This is a genomic window from Streptomyces sp. NPDC058646 (assembly GCF_042716875.1).
GTDB lineage: Bacteria > Actinomycetota > Actinomycetes > Streptomycetales > Streptomycetaceae > Streptomyces.
Map to the genome: position 1 here is coordinate 65,281 of NZ_JBHXRK010000010.1, position 17,288 is coordinate 82,568.

The 17,288-nt window shown below is 71.6% G+C and carries 17 protein-coding genes; 14 read left to right on the forward strand and 3 right to left on the reverse strand.

What is annotated here, in order from left to right; genetic code table 11:
• Positions 1-26: 26 nt before the first annotated feature.
• The 12 genes from ACFWUZ_RS14465 (at position 27) to ACFWUZ_RS14520 (ending at position 13,156) form a co-directional block, all read left to right on the forward strand.
• On the forward strand, positions 27-1,076 hold the full coding sequence (locus ACFWUZ_RS14465) for an ABC transporter ATP-binding protein (RefSeq protein ID WP_384371897.1): 1,050 nt from the start codon (positions 27-29) through the stop codon (positions 1,074-1,076).
• The gene (locus tag ACFWUZ_RS14470; protein ID WP_384371899.1) at positions 1,069-2,121 is read left to right on the forward strand and encodes an ABC transporter ATP-binding protein; all 1,053 of its coding nucleotides are present in this window, start codon (positions 1,069-1,071) and stop codon (positions 2,119-2,121) included. The genes ACFWUZ_RS14465 and ACFWUZ_RS14470 overlap by 8 nt, the downstream gene beginning before the upstream one ends.
• A gap of 168 nt (positions 2,122-2,289) precedes the next feature.
• Positions 2,290-3,228, forward strand: coding sequence for a GNAT family N-acetyltransferase (locus tag ACFWUZ_RS14475; RefSeq protein WP_384371901.1), 939 nt, complete (start codon positions 2,290-2,292; stop codon positions 3,226-3,228).
• Between the two features lie 107 nt (positions 3,229-3,335).
• On the forward strand, positions 3,336-4,967 hold the full coding sequence (locus tag ACFWUZ_RS14480; RefSeq protein ID WP_384371903.1) for an ABC transporter substrate-binding protein: 1,632 nt from the start codon (positions 3,336-3,338) through the stop codon (positions 4,965-4,967).
• A gap of 92 nt (positions 4,968-5,059) precedes the next feature.
• Positions 5,060-5,983 carry an ABC transporter permease gene (locus tag ACFWUZ_RS14485; protein ID WP_384371905.1) on the forward strand — a complete coding sequence of 308 codons (924 nt, stop codon included), beginning with the start codon at positions 5,060-5,062 and terminating at the stop codon, positions 5,981-5,983.
• A complete protein-coding gene (locus ACFWUZ_RS14490; RefSeq protein WP_384371907.1) occupies positions 5,976-6,992 on the forward strand; it encodes an ABC transporter permease in 1,017 nt (338 codons plus the stop codon). Before ACFWUZ_RS14485 ends, ACFWUZ_RS14490 begins: the two co-directional genes overlap by 8 nt.
• Before the next feature lie 12 nt (positions 6,993-7,004).
• Entirely contained in the window at positions 7,005-7,988 is a 984-nt protein-coding gene (locus tag ACFWUZ_RS14495) for an ABC transporter ATP-binding protein (RefSeq protein ID WP_384371909.1), read from the forward strand.
• The gene (locus ACFWUZ_RS14500; protein ID WP_384371911.1) at positions 7,981-9,042 is read left to right on the forward strand and encodes an ABC transporter ATP-binding protein; all 1,062 of its coding nucleotides are present in this window, start codon (positions 7,981-7,983) and stop codon (positions 9,040-9,042) included. Before ACFWUZ_RS14495 ends, ACFWUZ_RS14500 begins: the two co-directional genes overlap by 8 nt.
• Before the next feature lie 356 nt (positions 9,043-9,398).
• Positions 9,399-9,593 (forward strand): hypothetical protein, encoded by a 195-nt coding sequence (locus ACFWUZ_RS14505; protein ID WP_215011896.1) that lies wholly within the window; start codon positions 9,399-9,401, stop codon positions 9,591-9,593.
• Between the two features lie 81 nt (positions 9,594-9,674).
• Positions 9,675-10,598: an N-acetyl-1-D-myo-inositol-2-amino-2-deoxy-alpha-D-glucopyranoside deacetylase gene (mshB, locus tag ACFWUZ_RS14510; RefSeq protein ID WP_384371914.1), complete on the forward strand. Its 924-nt coding sequence runs from the start codon at positions 9,675-9,677 to the stop codon at positions 10,596-10,598.
• Positions 10,595-10,978 carry a DUF6113 family protein gene (locus tag ACFWUZ_RS14515; protein ID WP_384371916.1) on the forward strand — a complete coding sequence of 128 codons (384 nt, stop codon included), beginning with the start codon at positions 10,595-10,597 and terminating at the stop codon, positions 10,976-10,978. The genes mshB and ACFWUZ_RS14515 overlap by 4 nt, the downstream gene beginning before the upstream one ends.
• Before the next feature lie 348 nt (positions 10,979-11,326).
• Positions 11,327-13,156: a peptidoglycan binding domain-containing protein gene (locus ACFWUZ_RS14520; protein ID WP_384371917.1), complete on the forward strand. Its 1,830-nt coding sequence runs from the start codon at positions 11,327-11,329 to the stop codon at positions 13,154-13,156.
• A 116-nt stretch (positions 13,157-13,272) separates the two neighbouring features.
• Here the strand turns inward: ACFWUZ_RS14520 and ACFWUZ_RS14525 are convergent, their stop codons facing one another.
• Both ACFWUZ_RS14525 and ACFWUZ_RS14530 read right to left on the reverse strand, forming a co-directional pair.
• A complete protein-coding gene (locus tag ACFWUZ_RS14525; protein WP_384371919.1) occupies positions 13,273-14,067 on the reverse strand; it encodes a transglutaminase-like domain-containing protein in 795 nt (264 codons plus the stop codon).
• Positions 14,064-15,050, reverse strand: coding sequence for a GNAT family N-acetyltransferase (locus tag ACFWUZ_RS14530; RefSeq protein WP_384371921.1), 987 nt, complete (start codon positions 15,048-15,050; stop codon positions 14,064-14,066). The genes ACFWUZ_RS14525 and ACFWUZ_RS14530 overlap by 4 nt, the downstream gene beginning before the upstream one ends.
• A gap of 117 nt (positions 15,051-15,167) precedes the next feature.
• On the opposite strand from ACFWUZ_RS14530, the gene fdxA reads away from it, so the two are divergent.
• Entirely contained in the window at positions 15,168-15,500 is a 333-nt protein-coding gene (gene fdxA / locus ACFWUZ_RS14535) for a ferredoxin (protein WP_031146270.1), read from the forward strand.
• A 107-nt stretch (positions 15,501-15,607) separates the two neighbouring features.
• Entirely contained in the window at positions 15,608-16,702 is a 1,095-nt protein-coding gene (gene dapC / locus ACFWUZ_RS14540; protein ID WP_384371923.1) for a succinyldiaminopimelate transaminase, read from the forward strand.
• A gap of 75 nt (positions 16,703-16,777) precedes the next feature.
• Here dapC and ACFWUZ_RS14545 read toward each other — a convergent pair whose 3' ends face one another.
• Positions 16,778-17,152: an ATP-binding protein gene (locus ACFWUZ_RS14545; RefSeq protein ID WP_384371925.1), complete on the reverse strand. Its 375-nt coding sequence runs from the start codon at positions 17,150-17,152 to the stop codon at positions 16,778-16,780.
• Positions 17,153-17,288: the final 136 nt, after the last annotated feature.

The following is a 17,288-nucleotide window of genomic DNA, read 5'->3' on the forward strand; positions in this document are numbered from 1 at the left end:
ACAGCAAGCAGGACGAAGGTGGCGGCGTGACCACGTCGGAGATTCTCAGCGGAACGGAGACGGACACCCGTCCCGGCACCCCGCTGCTGGAGGTGGACAACCTCCAAGTCGAGTTCAAGACCCGTGACGGGGTCGTCAAGGCCGTCAACGGCGTGAGCTACAGCGTCAGCTCCGGCGAGACCCTCGCCGTGCTCGGCGAGTCCGGCTCCGGCAAGTCCGTCACCGCTCAGGCGATCATGGGCATCCTCGACAGCCCGCCCGGACGGATCGCCGGCGGCGAGGTGCGCTTCCACGGCAAGGACATCCTCAAGATGTCCGACGAGGAGCGCCGCAAGCTCCGCGGCAACAAGATGTCGATGATCTTCCAGGACGCGCTGTCCTCGCTGAACCCGGTCTACTCGGTCGGCAACCAGCTCGGCGAGATGTTCACCGTGCACCGCGGCATGTCCAAGAAGGACGCCAAGGCCAAGGCCATCGAGCTCATGGACCGCGTGAAGATCCCCGCCGCCAAGGCGCGCGTGGGGGACTACCCGCACCAGTTCTCCGGCGGCATGCGCCAGCGCATCATGATCGCCATGGCCCTCGCCCTGGAGCCGGACCTGATCATCGCCGACGAGCCCACCACGGCTCTCGACGTGACGGTCCAGGCCCAGGTCATGGACCTGCTCGCGGAACTCCAGCGCGAGATGAACATGGGCATGATCCTGATCACCCACGACCTCGGCGTCGTCGCCGACGTCGCGGACAAGATCGCGGTCATGTACGCGGGCCGCATCGTCGAGACCGCCCCGGTCCACGAGATCTACAAGCGCCCGTCCCACCCGTACACCCGCGGCCTGCTCGACTCGATCCCGCGCCTGGACCAGAAGGGCCAGGAGCTCTACGCGATCAAGGGCCTGCCGCCCAACCTGCTCAAGGTCCCCAGCGGCTGCGCGTTCAACCCGCGCTGCCCCAAGGCGACCGACCTCTGCCGTACGGAGATCCCCGTACTGCACCAGGTCACCGAGCAGGACGGCACCGAACTGCCCGGCCGCGGCAGCGCGTGCCACTTCTGGAAGGAGCAGATCCATGGCTGAGCTCATCAAGAACGCCACCGAGCGCGAGCCGATCCTCCAGGTACGCAACCTGGTCAAGCACTTCCCGCTGACCCAGGGCATCCTGTTCAAGAAGCAGGTCGGCGCGGTCAAGGCGGTCGACGGGATCTCCTTCGACCTCTACAAGGGCGAGACCCTCGGCATCGTCGGCGAGTCCGGCTGTGGCAAGTCCACCGTCGCGAAGCTGCTGATGAACCTGGAGACGGCCACCGCGGGCGAGGTCTTCTACAAGGGCCAGGACATCACCAAGCTGTCCGGCAAGGCCCTGAAGGTCGTCCGCCGCAACATCCAGATGGTCTTCCAGGACCCGTACACCTCGCTGAACCCGCGCATGACGGTCGGCGACATCATCGGCGAGGCCTTCGAGATCCACCCCGAGGTGGCTCCGAAGGGCGACCGCCGGCGCAAGGTCCAGGAGCTCCTGGACGTGGTGGGCCTGAACCCGGAGTACATCAACCGGTACCCGCACCAGTTCTCCGGCGGCCAGCGCCAGCGCATCGGCATCGCCCGCGGCCTGGCCCTCCAGCCCGAGATCATCATCTGCGACGAGCCGGTCTCCGCGCTCGACGTGTCGGTGCAGGCGCAGGTCATCAACCTGATGGAGAAGCTCCAGGACGAGTTCGAACTGTCCTACCTCTTCATCGCGCACGACCTGTCGATCGTCCGGCACATCTCGGACCGCGTGGGCGTCATGTACCTGGGCAAGATGGCCGAGATCGGCACCGACACCCAGATCTACGACCACCCGACCCACCCGTACACGCAGGCGCTGCTGTCTGCCGTCCCGGTCCCCGACCCGGACGCCCGCGAGGGCCGCGAGCGGATCATCCTCACCGGCGACGTCCCGTCCCCGGCCAACCCGCCGTCGGGCTGCCGCTTCCGCACCCGCTGCTGGAAGGCCCAGGACAAGTGCTCCACCGAGGAGCCGCTGCTGGCGGTCCCGGAGCGCTTCAAGGGCCAGGACACCTTTGCCGCGCACGACTCGGCCTGCCACTTCGCGGAGGAGAAGGCCATCCTGGCCGTCTGACCCCCGCAGGCGCACGTCCTCCAGGGCGCCCGGTCCCGGATTCCTTCCGGCACCGGGCGCCCTGGCGTTTCCTGCCGCCGGGCCGGGCCGTCCGGACCGGGCCGTCCGGACCGGGCCGTCCGGCAAAGTCGGTTGCGTCCGCCCGACGACCGGGCCGAGAGTGGCCCGATGACCGCCATGCTGACCGTCCGACCCGCCGGGCCCGGGGACGCGTCCGACATCTGCGCCCTGCTCAACGCCGTCGACATGATCGAGATCGGCCGTCCGGAGACCGACCTGGGCACCGTCGAGGCCGACCTGCACCACCCCGGCGTCGACCTGGCCACCGACTCCTGGCTCGCCTTCCACGGCGGCCGGCTCGTGGCCTACGCCATGGTCTGGGCGGACTCCGGCCCCGGACGCGTCGACGGGGACCACTACGTGCTGCCGGACCATCAGGAGGCGGCCCTCCTGCTCCTGGAGCGGATGGAGGCCCGGGCCCGCGAGATGGCCGCGGGCACCGGCACCGGCGTCCTGCGGATCCAGCTCAACGTGGCCCCCACCCTCGACCTCGGCCTGCTGCGCGGGCGCGGCTACCGGACGATCCGCCACTACCAGGTCATGACCCGCGCGGTGAGCCCGTCGGGAGACCTCCCGCCCGCCCTGCCGGCCGGCCTGACCCTGCGTCACTGCGCGGCCGACGAGGCCGACCGCCGCCGGGCCCACGCCCTGGTGGAGGAGACCTTCGCGTCGCACTTCGGCCATGTGGGCCGCCCGTACGAGGCCTGGCTGGACCACCTCGACGCCCGCGACCTCGACTGGTCCCTGGTCTGGATCGCCTCCCGCGCGGGGGAGGGCGACGTGGCCGTCCTGCTCACCCGGGACGACCGCACCAGCATGGGCTGGGTCAGCCACCTCGGCGTACGCAAGGACCAGCGCGGCCTCGGCACCGGGGGCCTCCTGCTGCGCCACGCCTTCGCGGCCTACGCCCAGCGGGGCCGCGACACCGTGGGCCTCGGCGTGGACACCGCCAACGAAACCGGCGCACTCGCGCTCTACGAGGCGCACGGCATGGGCCTGCACTACGCGGTCGACACCTGGGAGCTGCCGTTGCACTCGCAGGGGTGACAGGCGCGTGACGCGGGAGTGCAATCGGTCCAACGAGGAGTGTGCGGGACCCCACATAGGGTGACATTGGGCCCTACGTGAGTCTTGGGATCCATAGGAGGCACTCCATGCGCGGAGCCACCCACGTCAAGTGGGCCGCATGTGCGGTGGCCGTCGCCCTCGCGGCGACGGCCTGCGGCGGCGGAAGCGACAGCGGCGGAGGCGGCGGCGGTGCGGGAATCGTCTCGTCCTCCTGGGGTGACCCGCAGAACCCGCTGGAGCCGGCCAACACCAACGAGGTGCAGGGCGGCAAGGTCCTCGACATGCTCTTCCGGGGACTGAAGCGGTACGACCCGAAGACCGGCGAGGCCAAGAACATGCTCGCCGAGAAGATCGAGACCACCGACAGCCAGAACTTCACCATCACGCTGAAGGACGGCTGGAAGTTCAGCAACGACGAGCCCGTCACCGCCCAGTCCTTCGTGGACGCCTGGAACTACGCGGCGGACGTGCGCAACAAGCAGAACAACGCACCGTTCTTCTCCGACATCGTCGGCTACGCGGACCTGCACCCGGCCTCCGGGGAACCCAGGACCAAGACGATGTCCGGACTCGTCGTCAAGGACCCCAAGACCTTCACCGTCGCCCTGAAGGAGAAGTTCTCCACCTGGCCCGAGACCCTCGGCTACCAGGCCTTCTCCCCGCTGCCCCAGTCCTTCTTCACCGACCACGCCGGCTGGCTGAACAAGCCCGTCGGCAACGGCCCGTACACGGTGGACTCCTACACCAAGGGCACCGGCATGAAGCTGCGCAAGTGGGAGGGGTACCCCGGTGAGGACAAGGCCCAGAACAGCGGCGTGGACCTCAAGGTCTACACCGACAACAACACCGCGTACACGGACCTGATCTCCGGCAACCTCGACCTCGTCGACGACGTCCCGGCGCAGCAGCTGAAGAACGTCAAGAACGACCTCGGCGACCGGTACATCAACCAGCCGGCCCTGATCATCCAGACGCTCACCTTCCCCCTCTACGACCCCCAGTGGGGCAAGGAGGGCATGGAGAAGGTCCGCCGGGGCATCTCACGGGCGATCAACCGCGACGAGATCACCCGGCAGATCTTCCACGAGACCCGCACCCCGGCCAAGGACTGGACCTCACCCGCCCTCGGCGACAAGGGCGGCTTCTCCGCGACCGCCTGCGGCGACGCCTGCACCTACGACCCCGCGGCCGCCAAGCAGCTCATCCAGGAGGGCGGCGGCCTGCCGGGCGGCAGGATGACCCTCACCTCGAACGTGGACACCGGTTCGCACCGCGACTGGATGGACGCCGTCTGCAACAGCATCAACAACGCCCTCGGCGAGGGACCGGTCTGCACGGTCAACCCCATCGGCACCTTCGCGGACTTCCGCAACCAGCAGAGCGCCTTCAAGCTGACCGGCCCCTTCCGCTCCGGCTGGCAGGCCGACTACCCGCTGATCCAGAACTTCCTGGAGCCGCTGTACTACACGGGCGCGTCCTCCAACTACGGCAAGTTCAGCAACCCGGACTTCGACAAGCTCGTCGACACGGCCAACCAGGAGAGCGACGCGGCCAAGGCGACCGCCACCTTCCAGGACGCCGAGAAGATCCTCGCCGAGCAGATGCCGTCCATCCCCCTCTGGTACCAGAACGGCAGCGCCGGGTACTCCGAGCGGCTCTCGGACGTGACCCTCAACCAGTTCAGCGTCCCGGTCTACGACCAGATCAAGGTCAGCTGACCCGCCGACGGACTCCTCACCGGGCCCCCCGCCGCGCGCGGGGCCCCGCCGAGCCCCCAGACGCTGAGCCCACCGAAAGCATGGAGCACTCCATGGGACGTTATGTGATCCGGCGGCTGCTCCAGATGATCCCGGTGTTCATCGGCAGCACCTTCCTGATCTTCTTCATGGTCTACGCGCTCGGTGACCCCGTCGCGGCACTCTTCGGCGACAAGGCCCCCGACCCCGCCACCGCCGCGCGCATCCGCAAGGACCTCTACCTCGACCAGCCCCTGTGGAAGCAGTACCTCCACTACATGGGCCAGATCTTCCAGGGCGACTTCGGCACGGCCTTCAACGGCCAGGAGGTCACCTCCCTGATGGCGACGGCCTTCCCCGTCACCCTGCGCCTGACCGTCGTCGCGATCGTCATCGAGATCGTCGTCGGCATCACCCTCGGCGTGGTCAGCGGGCTGCGCCGCGGCAAGGCCGTCGACACCGGCCTGCTGGTGGCCACCCTCGTCGTGATCTCCGTGCCCACCTTCGTGACCGGCTATCTGCTCCAGTACCTCTTCGGCGTGAAATGGGGCTGGGTCCGGCCCACCGTCTCCCCGGACGCCCCCCTGAACGAACTGATCCTGCCCGGCATCGTCCTCGCCCTGGTCTCCCTCGCGTACGTCACCCGCCTCTCGCGCACCTCGATCGCCGAGAACGTCAAGGCCGACTACGTGCGCACCGCCGTGGCCAAGGGGCTGCCGCGGCGCAGGGTCATCACCCGGCACCTGCTGCGCAACTCCCTCATCCCGGTGGTCACCTTCATCGGCACCGACATCGGCGCCCTGATGGGCGGGGCCATCGTCACCGAACGGATCTTCAACATCCACGGCGTCGGCTACCAGCTCTACCAGGGCATCCTGCGGAACAACGCCCCGACGGTGGTCGGATTCGTGACCATCCTCGTCATCGTCTTCCTCCTGGCGAACCTGCTCGTCGACCTGCTCTACGCGGTCCTGGACCCGAGGATCCGTTATGCCTGAGCGCGAGACCCCCGAAGGCCCCGGCGGCTACGACCCCGTGGGCCCGCGCCCGCACGAGGCGATCTCCCCCACCGGCCAGGGAGGTGCCATGGACCTCGCGCTGGAGGAGGCCGAGAGCTTGGAGAAGACCCCGGGCCCCGGCCCGGAGGGCGCCCCGCGGGAACGGGCCCGCTCCCTGTGGTCCGACGCCTGGCACCAGCTGCGCCGCAACCCCGTCTTCATCCTGTCCTCGCTGCTGATCCTCTTCCTCGTCCTCATCGCGATCTGGCCGCAGCTCATCGCGAGCGGAAACCCGCTCCAGTGCGACCTGTCGAAATCACAGGAGGGATCCGCCCCCGGCCACCCCTTCGGCTACGACACGCAGGGCTGCGACGTGTACACCCGTACCGTCTACGGCGCCCGCGCCTCCATCACGGTGGGCGTCTGCGCCACCCTCGGCGCCGCCCTGCTCGGCTCCGCGCTCGGCGGGCTGGCCGGCTTCTTCGGCGGCTGGAGCGACTCCCTGCTCTCCCGGGTCGCCGACATCTTCTTCGGCATCCCGGTCATCCTCGGCGGCCTGGTCTTCCTGTCCGTCGTCACCAGCACCACCGTCTGGCCGGTGGTCGGCTTCATCGTGCTCCTCGGCTGGCCGCAGATCGCCCGCATCGCCCGAGGATCGGTGATCACCGCCAAACAGAACGACTACGTGCAGGCGGCCCGGGCCCTCGGTGCGGGCAACGCCCGGATGCTGCTGCGGCACGTCGCGCCCAACGCCGTCGCACCCGTCATCGTCGTCGCCACCATCGCGCTGGGCACCTACATCGCCCTGGAGGCCACGCTCTCCTTCCTCGGCGTGGGGCTGCGCCCGCCCACCGTCTCCTGGGGCATCGACATCTCCAACGCGGCCTCGCAGATCCGCAACGCCCCGCACATGCTGCTCTACCCCGCGGGCGCGCTCAGCCTGACCGTGCTCGCCTTCATCATGCTCGGCGACGCGGTGCGCGACGCCCTCGACCCCAAGCTGCGCTGAGGAGCCCCGCACATGCTGCTCGAAGTCCGCGATCTGCACGTGGAATTCAAGACGCGCGACGGAGTCGCGAAGGCGGTCAACGGCGTCAACTACTCGGTGGACGAGGGCGAGACCCTCGCCGTGCTCGGCGAGTCCGGCTCGGGCAAGTCGGTGACCGCCCAGGCCGTGATGGGCATCCTCGACATGCCGCCCGGCCGGATCGGCGGCGGGGAGATCCTGTTCAAGGGCAAGGACCTCCTGAAGATGAAGGAGGAGGAACGGCGCAAGGTCCGCGGCGCCGAGATGGCCATGATCTTCCAGGACGCGCTCTCGTCCCTGAACCCCGTCCTGAGCGTGGGCGCGCAGCTCGGCGAGATGTACGAGGTCCACCGCGGGATGTCCCGCAAGGACGCCAGGGCCAAGGCCGTCGAGCTGATGGACCGGGTGAAGATCCCGGCCGCGAAGGAGCGGGTGGGGGACTACCCGCACCAGTTCTCCGGCGGCATGCGCCAGCGCATCATGATCGCCATGGCGCTGGCCCTGGAGCCCTCGCTGATCATCGCCGACGAACCGACCACGGCCCTGGACGTCACCGTCCAGGCCCAGGTCATGGACCTGCTGGCCGAGCTCCAGCGCGAGCTGAACATGGGCCTGATCCTGATCACCCACGACCTCGGCGTCGTCGCCGACGTCGCGGACAAGATCGCGGTCATGTACGCGGGCCGGATCGTCGAGGCGGCCCCGGTCCACGAGATCTACCGGGCTCCCGCGCACCCGTACACGCGCGGCCTGCTCGACTCGATCCCGCGCCTGGACCAGAAGGGCCAGGAGCTGTACGCGATCAAGGGACTGCCGCCCAACCTGCTGGCCATCCCGCCCGGGTGCGCCTTCAACCCGCGCTGCCCGATGGCGCAGCCGGTGTGCCGCACCGACGTACCGCCGCTGTACGAGGTCACCGGGTCCCCGGTGCCGCGCGCCAGCGCCTGCCACTTCTGGAAGGAGTGCCTCCATGCCTGAGTCCCTTCTGGAAGTGAAGGACCTCGTCAAGCACTACCCGCTGACCCAGGGCATCCTCTTCAAGAGGCAGGTCGGCGCGGTCAAGGCCGTCGACGGGGTCTCCTTCGAGCTGCGCCCCGGCGAGACGCTCGGCATCGTCGGCGAGTCCGGCTGCGGCAAGTCCACCGTGGCCAAGATGCTGGTCAACCTGGAGCGGCCCACCTCGGGCGCGATCTCGTACAAGGGCGAGGACCTCACCAAGCTGTCCGGCAAGGCGCTGAAGGCGGTCCGCCGCAACATCCAGATGGTCTTCCAGGACCCGTACACCTCGCTGAACCCGCGCATGACGGTCGGCGACATCATCGGCGAGCCGTACGAGATCCACCCCGAGGTCGCCCCCAAGGGCGACCGCCGGCGCAAGGTCCAGGACCTCCTGGACGTGGTCGGCCTGAACCCGGAGTACATCAACCGGTACCCGCACCAGTTCTCCGGCGGCCAGCGCCAGCGCATCGGCATCGCCCGCGGCCTGGCCCTCCAGCCCGAGATCATCGTCGCCGACGAGCCGGTCTCCGCGCTCGACGTCTCCGTCCAGGCCCAGGTGATCAACCTCCTGGAGCGCCTCCAGAGCGACTTCGACCTCTCGTACGTCTTCATCGCGCACGACCTCTCGATCGTCCGGCACATCTCGGACCGGGTCGGCGTCATGTACCTGGGCCGGATCGTCGAGATCGGCACCGACACCCAGATCTACGACCACCCGACCCACCCGTACACCCAGGCCCTGCTCTCGGCCGTGCCCGTCCCCGACCCGCAGGCGCGCGCCCACCGCGAGCGGATCATCCTCTCCGGCGACGTCCCGTCCCCGGCGAACCCGCCGTCCGGCTGCACCTTCCGCACCCGCTGCTGGAAGGCCGAGGCGCGCTGCGCGGCCGAGGTCCCGCTGCTCGCGGTGCCGGAGGTCTTCCCCTCGGGCCCCGCCGCCCATCCTTCGGCCTGTCACTTCGCGGCGGAGAAGCAGGTCGTGCCGCACACGGCACCCCCTCCGGGGCCGCCCGGCCCGCCGGTGAAGGAGTAGGTCAGGTCGACCGCTCATTTCCGGCCACCCGCATATGCGCGGCACGGTGACCCCGGTCACCGTGCCAACTCCGTTTACACGCAGGCAACTTGCCCGTTTCTGCCCCGAGATGAGGGACGGGCAGCCTGACGGGTGTGCGGCCGTGCGGGTGCCGACGGCCGGCCGGGGAGGCGTCACGCCTGTCCGGCCGGCCATCCCCGTGCCCCTTCTCATGCGCGGCGTGCGCCCCTCGTGCTGCCGGATTTCGATCGATGCGCTGGCACGGATAGTTATGATCCGTAGCACGCGGTGGGTATGACTCCTGCCGAGCACGAATATGCGTACCCGATATCCGCTCGACGTGGAGGTGAAACGCCGTGGCACTCTCGATCTCCGCCGTGGTGCTGCTGGCGATCATCGTCTTCCTGCTGGTCCGCAAGTCGGGCCTGAAAGCAGGACACGCGGTGGTCTGCGTGCTGCTCGGTTTCTACCTGGCGAGCTCCACCGTGGCGCCGACCCTCAGTCAGCTCACCTCGAACGTGGCCAGCATGATCAGCGGCCTCAAGTTCTAGGGAGGGTCCCGGACCTGACCGGGGGCGTGCCCCGCGGGCCGGGCAGGGCCCGCGCCGCCCGGCACGCCCTAGGCTAGGTCCATGAACGGTCTTCCCGCCCGCCGTCTGCTGCTCGTGCACGCGCACCCGGACGACGAGTCGATCAACAACGGCGTCACCATGGCCAAATACGCGGCCGAGGGGGCCCACGTCACCCTGGTGACCTGCACCCTCGGCGAGGAGGGCGAGGTCATCCCGCCCGGGCTCGCCCACCTGGCCGCCGACCGCGAGGACACCCTCGGCGCCCACCGCGTCGGCGAGCTCGCCGACGCCATGGCCGAACTGGGCGTCACCGACCACCGGTTCCTCGGCGGCCCCGGCCGCTTCCGGGACTCCGGGATGATGGGCGCCCCGCAGAACGAGCGCCCGCAGGCCTTCTGGTCGGCAGACGTGGACGAGGCGGCCGCGTACCTCGTCGAGGTGCTCCGGGAGGTCCGCCCGCAGGTCCTCGTCACCTACGACCCGGACGGAGGCTACGGCCACCCCGACCACATCCAGGCCCACCGGGTCGCCATGCGCGCCGCGGAACTGGCGGCCGAGAGCGCCTACCGGCGCGACCTCGGGGCACCGCACCAGGTGCAGAAGATCTACTGGAACCGCGTCCCGCTCTCGGTGGTCGAGGAGGGCTTCGCCCAGCTCCGGGCGGCCCGCGGGAACCGCCCGGAGGCTGCCGGGGGAGCGGGGGCGGCCTTCCCCGGACTGGCGGCACCGGCCGACGTGCCCGGAGTCGTGGCAGACGAGCGCATCACCGCCGAGATCGGTGACGACGAGCGCCACGCCGCCGCCAAGGCGGCCGCCATGCGGGCCCACGCCACCCAGATCGCCGTGGACGGGCCCTTCTTCGCCCTCTCCAACGACCTGGCGCAGCCGCTGTTCACCCGCGAGTACTACGAGCTGGTGGCGGGCGAGCCGGGCGCCCCGGCGGGCGAGCGCGAGCGCGACCTGTTCGCGGGGGTGCGGGCATGAGCGGGAACCTCACCCCGGGGCGGATCGCCGCCTGCCTGGGCCTGTTGGCGGCCGGAGCGCTGACCGGCGCGGCCGGCTGGCTGGTGGTGGACCTGTGGTTCCCCGCCGGACTGCTGCTCGGACTCCTCGCGCTCTTCGGGCTGTTCCTGGGCGGCCGGATCGCCCTCGGCACCGGGCTCGGCGTGGGCGGTGCGGCCGCCGGCTGGTTCCTCGCGTACGTGATGCTCAGCGTTCCGAGGCCGGAGGGGGACTTCCTGCTGAGTTCGTCCGGTATCGCCATGTACGCCTATCTTTTGGGTGGAACCGCACTCGCTGTGATCTGCGCCACGATGCGGGGTCCGCAGGATCGTCCGATTCCGGCCGCGCGGCCTGCCAAGTGACGTGGTGTCGGACCCCGTAGGGCTACCGGCCCGAGGCGGTCCGCACGCCCCTTGAGGGGGGTTTGACCCGGGTCATGGGGAACCTCTGATTCCCCGTGGTCAGTTGCGCCCGGGCGGCGGCCAGTATGGTGGACGGGCCGCCGAGCTGCCCGCGCACGGTATGACGGGCGGCGGAGCCAACCGGGAGAACCTGCCTTGAGTCGTGAAACTGACAGTTCGTCCTCCGGGCCCCAGGGGCACGGCGGAGCCGCCTACCCCTCGGGTACGCCGCCGTATGGAACCGGCCAGTATCCGTCCACGGCTGTGCCACCCGGGCCTGGAGCGGCGAACGCCCCGGAGGAGAACCCTGTGACCTCGAAGCCGTCCACGCCCGACTCGGACGGGCCGAAGACCGAGACCACCCTGACGACCCGGATCCGGATCAACATCCCGGGTTCGCGTCCGATTCCGCCCGTGGTCGTCCGCAAGGCCATGGGGGCCGCTGCCGACCGCGACGACCGCCCGGTCCCGCAGCCGGACGCGCAGCAGGCGCCCGAGCCGGGTCCCGCGCCGCGGCCGGCGCCCCAGCCGACCCGGATCGAAGCCGCGCCGGAGCCCCTTCCCGTGCGGAGCCCGGCAGCCGGCGCCCCCCGCCCGGCCCCCGCCCCCGGGTCCGCGCCGGCCGGGGGGGAGGCGGCCGGCAACTGGTTCGCCCCCCGCAAGGCCCCGAACCCCGCCGCCGCACCGCCCCCGCAGGCATCCGCCGCCCCGGCGCCCCCGGCCGCGCCGCAGCCCCCGCCCGCACCGGGAGCGGGCTACGCCCCGCCCCGGACCACGCCGCCCCCGCCGGTGCCCGGCGCGGGCTACGCGCCGCCGCGCACCACCCCGCCCCCGCCCGTCCCCGGCTACGGCCAGGACCCGACGGGTCAGGGCCCGCGCGTCGGCGGCCCGGGCGCGGGCGCGACCCAGGGCTTCCCGGCGTACGGGAGCGGGCAGGAGGACGGCGGCCCCGGCACCGAGGCGTTCCCCGCCTACGGCAGCCAGGACGCCGTCCCCGCCGGCCCCACCGGCGGCCCCGGCTTCGGCACCGCCCCCGTCGACGGCTCCCGCCCCGGCGAGGCACCGCGCTGGCCCGGCCCCGAACTGGACGGCCCGGCGCCGGCCCCCCGGCCGACGCCCCCGCTGCCCCCGCCCGCCCCGGCCCCGGCAGCGGCTGGCTCGGCCGCGCCGAAGCCGGCGGCCGCCGCCAAGCCCGCCAGGAAGGGCCGCTCCAAGCTGGTCCTCCTCGGCGGCGGCGTCGTGGCCCTCCTCGGCGTGGCCTACGGCGCCGGGCTGCTCCTGAACCACTCCGACGTCCCCAAGGGCACCACCGTCCTCGGCGTCGACATCAGCGGCAGCCGCGACGAGGCCGTGGCCAAGCTCCAGAAGGCCTTCGGCAGCCGCGCGACCGCCCCGCTGCAGCTCAGCGTCGGCGGCAAGCAGGTCGAGCTGAAGCCCGAGAAGGCCGGCCTGACCCTGGACAGCCAGACCACCGTCCGCAACGCGGCGGGCAGCGACTACAACCCCGTCACCGTCATCGGCTCGCTCCTCGGCCAGGAGCGCAAGGCCACCGCGGTGATGCCGGTCGACGAGGAGAAGCTCCAGGTCGCGCTCCAGGAACTGGCCGGCACCGCCGGCACGGCCACCGAGGGCACGATCAAGTTCGACACGGGCAAGGCCGTCGCCGTCCCCGGCACGCCCGGCACCACCCTCGACGTGGACGCCTCCGCGGAGCAGGTCACCAAGGCCTTCCACGACATGGTGGCCACCGGCAAGCCGACCTCGCCCGAACTGCCCGTCACCACCAAGCAGCCGGTCATCGACCAGGCCGAGCTCGACCGGGCGATGAAGAGCTTCGCCGAGCCGGCGATGTCCGCCAACGCGGTCGTCAAGGCCGGCGGCAAGTCCCTTCCCTTCGGCAGCAAGTCCCTGCCCCGCATCCTCAGCATGCAGGTCGTGGACGGGCACCTCGTGGAGAAGTACGACCTGGAGGCGCTGAAGGAGACCTACGGGAACACCTTCGACGGGGTCCTGATCACCCGCGGCACCGGAGCCAAGACCGCGGTCACCCCGCAGGACGTCGCCGGCGCCCTCGGCACGGCCCTGCGCGGCAAGACCACGGCCGAACGGACCGTGGTCATCGACACCAACGCCGGCTAGCCGCCCCGGCCCTCCCGGGGCAGTCGTCGAGGAGCCCCCGGCCCGGATCCCGGGCCGGGGGCTCCGGCGCTGCCCGGCCCGGGCAGCGCCGGGGAGGCGCCGCGCAGCGGGCGGGGTCAGTTCAGCAGGGCGCGGGCGGAGGCCGCCTCGGAGCGGACGCGGGAGGCCGCGCCGGTGTCCACCGCGGCGACCACCTCGGCGTACGCCTCCAGTTCCGCCGCCCCCTCCCGGAAGGCGCCCCGCTCCACCAGCAGCCGCGCCCGCTCGTACCGCAGCGAGGCGGGGTGCGAGGGGAGCAGCAGCGAGAGCTCCAGGGCCCACAGGGCCACGGCCGACTGCTCCGGGCGGGAGGAGGCCCAGGCGCGGACGTTGTTCAGGATCCGCAGCACGATGTCCAGCGTCCTGGCGGGCGTGCGCGGCCCCTCCGCCAGCTCCGCAGGCCCGGCCCCCAGCGAGGCGCCGCCCGCGAAGGGGTCCACCACCACCCCGTCCTCCGGATCGCCGAATCCGATCACGAAGTGCCCCGGCAGGCCCAGCCCGTACACCGGGGCCCCCGCCCGGCGGGCGACCTCCAGCCACACCACCGACAGCAGGATCGGCAGCCCCCGCCGGCGCCGCAGCACCTCGTGCAGCAGCGAGGACGACAGCCGGTCGTAATCCGCCGGAGTGCCGTGGAACCCCAGCCGCCCGCCCAGCAGTTCCGTGACAGCCGAGGCCCACTGGCGCCCGCCCCGCAGCCCGTACGGCAGCATCCCGGCCAGCCGGTCCAGCTCGATCTGGGCCCGGTCCATGGCCCGCTCGTCCAGGTCCGGGTCGGCCTCCGCCGCCAGCAGCAGGCACAGCAGCGCGAGGTCCGGGCGCTCCGAGCGGGCCTCCGCCGCGAACTGCTCCCGCCGGTCCGCCGTACTCACGACGCCGTCCGGTAGTGGTGGTACGCGTGGTGCGTGGCGAAGCCCAGGCCGTCGTACAGGGCCCGCGCCGCCGCGTTGTCCGTCTCCACCTGGAGCCACGCCGCGGACGCGCCCTCCTCCAGGGCCCGCCGTGCCAGCGCCGCCATCACGGCGGTCGCCAGGCCCTCCCGCCGGTGCGCGGGATCGACCGTCACCGCCGCGAACCCGGCCCACCGGCCGTCCACCACGCACCGCCCGATCGCCCGGCCCCCGGGCAGCGCCGCGAACCACACCGACGGCCCCTCGACCAGCATCCGCCGGGCCAGGTCCGGGTCGGTGACCTTGCCGTAGCGCCCGAGCCACTCCTCGTCCGGGGCGCGGGTCAGCAGGACCTCCCCGGCGGCGGGCGCGTCCACGTCGGCCACCGGTGCCAGCCCGCCGATCCGCACCTGCGCCGACACCTCCGGGGTCCAGCCCCGCCGCTCCAGCTCGGCGCAGAGCAGTTCCTGGGTGCCCGCGGCGCCCGTGGCCGCCTGCACGTACGCCGGCAGTCCTCGTTCCGCGTACCAGTCGGTCACCCTCGTGAGTGCATCGTCCAGGGGTATGCCGGGGTCGCCGAGCGGCAGGACCGAGTTGGCGCGCCGGGTGAAGCCCGCGGCCGCCCGCAGCGTCCACTCGCCCAGCGGCTCGCTCTCCAGCGGCTGCCAGGACCGGGCGGCGACCCGCGTCAGCTCCTCGAAGGAGGCTGCCGGACCCCGCCTGCGGGCCGGTGCAGGAGGTACGACCTTGCCCGCGACCAGCGACGATTCCGCGATGCGGACGGACTGGCCGTCCTTCCTTGTGATCAGCAGCACACCCTCGTCCCAGAGTGTGAGAACCCCTACCGTGTCGGTGAACTCGGGGGATCCGCTCAGCCCCGCCTCCACCCGTCGTACAGACACGCGTTTACCCACGTCAGCCGGGGTGATACGGACCTCCAGCAGCCCACCCGCAGTGATTTCCACAGCTCTGTCCGCCCCTCCTGTTCGGATCGTGCCCGGGAACGGAGATACTAGGTGCGGGCATCGACGACGCCGCGCTCCCGCGCGATATGGAAAGCCCTACCGAGGAGGAACGAGAGCGTGACCTACGTCATCGCGGAGCCTTGTGTCGACGTCAAGGACAAGGCATGCATCGAAGAGTGCCCCGTCGACTGCATCTACGAGGGCCAGCGGTCCTTGTACATCCACCCGGACGAGTGCGTCGACTGTGGTGCCTGTGAGCCGGTCTGCCCGGTCGAGGCCATCTTCTACGAGGACGACACCCCGGAGGAGTGGAAGGACTACTACAAGGCGAACGTCGAGTTCTTCGACGAGCTCGGTTCGCCCGGTGGTGCCTCCAAGCTCGGCCTGATCGAGCGCGACCACCCCTTCGTCGCGGCGCTGCCCGCCGGCATCAACGGCGACGAGCACTGACCGTTCACGGCAGAAGCGCCCCTCGGTCCCGTACGGCCTGCCCGCCGCACGGGACCGAGGCGTTTACCCGCCCGCAGACCCCGTACTCAGAGAGAGCAGAGAGCACCGTGGCCGCAGTATCCGACCGTCTTCCCACCTTTCCCTGGGACAAGCTGGAGCCGTACAAGGCCACGGCGGCGGCCCACGCGGACGGCATCGTCGACCTGTCGGTCGGCACCCCTGTGGACCCGGTGCCCGAGCTGATCCAGCGCGCCCTGGTCGGCGCCGCGGACTCCCCGGGCTACCCGACGGTGTGGGGCACGGCCGCCCTCCGCGACGCGATCACGGACTGGGTGCGGGGCCGCCTCGGCGCGAGCGCCGCCGGACACCGCAACGTCCTGCCGGTGGTCGGCTCCAAGGAACTGGTGGCCTGGCTGCCGACCCAGCTGGGCCTGGGCGCCGGGGACAAGGTCGCGTACCCGCGGCTCGCCTACCCCACGTACGAGGTCGGCGCCCGCCTGTGCGGAGCCGAGGCCGTGGTCTACGACGACCCCACCGAGCTCGACCCGGCCGGGGTGAAGCTGCTGTGGCTCAACTCCCCGTCCAACCCCACCGGGAAGGTCCTCTCCAAGGAGGAGCTGATCCGGATCGTGGCCTGGGCGCGCGAGCACGGCATCCTGCTCTTCAGCGACGAGTGCTACCTGGAGCTGGGCTGGGAGGCCGAGCCCGTCTCCGTCCTCCACGACGAGGTGTGCGGGGGCTCGTACGAGGGCCTCGTCGCCGTGCACTCCCTCTCCAAGCGGTCCAACCTGGCCGGTTACCGGGCCGCCTTCGTCGCCGGTGACGCGGCCGTCCTGCGCGAGCTGCTGGAGATCCGCAAGCACGGCGGCATGATGACCCCCGCCCCGGTACAGGCGGCCACCGTCGCGGCCCTCGGCGACGACCGCCACGTCGAGGAGCAGCGGGCCCGCTACGCCGCCCGCCGCGCCGCGCTGCGCACCGCCCTGGAGGCGCACGGCTTCCGCGTCGAGCACAGCGAGGCGAGCCTCTACCTGTGGGTGACCCGGGACGAGCCCTGCTGGGACACCGTCGGCCACCTGGCGGAGCTGGGCATCCTGGTCGCGCCGGGCGACTTCTACGGCGAGGCCGGCGCGCGGTTCGTCCGCGTCGCCTTCACCGCCACCGACGAGCGGGTCGAGGCGGCCGTCAAGCGCCTCGGCTGACGGGCCGGCCGTCCGCAGACAGCCCGAAGGGGCCGGGAGTTCGCGCTCCCGGCCCCTTCGGCGTCCCGTGGACGGTCAGGCGCCCAGGCCTCCGGGCAGCCCGCCGGGCAGACCACCGGGCAGGCCGCCGGCCAGCGGCAGCCCGCCCGCCGGCAGGCCCTGGGTGGCGGCCGGCAGGTCCTGCGCGGCGGGCAGCCCGCCGAGCAGGCCGCCCGCGGTGCCCGCCAGGTCGGAGGCCGGAAGCGCCTCCGCGGCGGTGCCCGCCGCGTCCGTGACCACATCGGTCGCGGCCGCCGCGTCGGCGGTGTCCGGGGCGGTGAGCGAGCCCAGCTGCGGCACGGACTCCAGACCGGCGGCACTGGCCGCGCCGGCCGCACCGACCACGGGCGCTGTCCCGGCTGCGAGGAGCAGCGCGGCACGGGCGATCCGACGGGTCAGGGGGAGGGTCATGATGCTCCTAAGCGGTAGCGGCTGAGTACGCCGTGTACAACCGCTCGTGGGGCGGGTGGAGTTGCGGAGCAGGTAGGTAAAGGATCGGTAACGCATCGTTTAATCGGCTTCCGCGACAAACGCATCGGACCCCCGC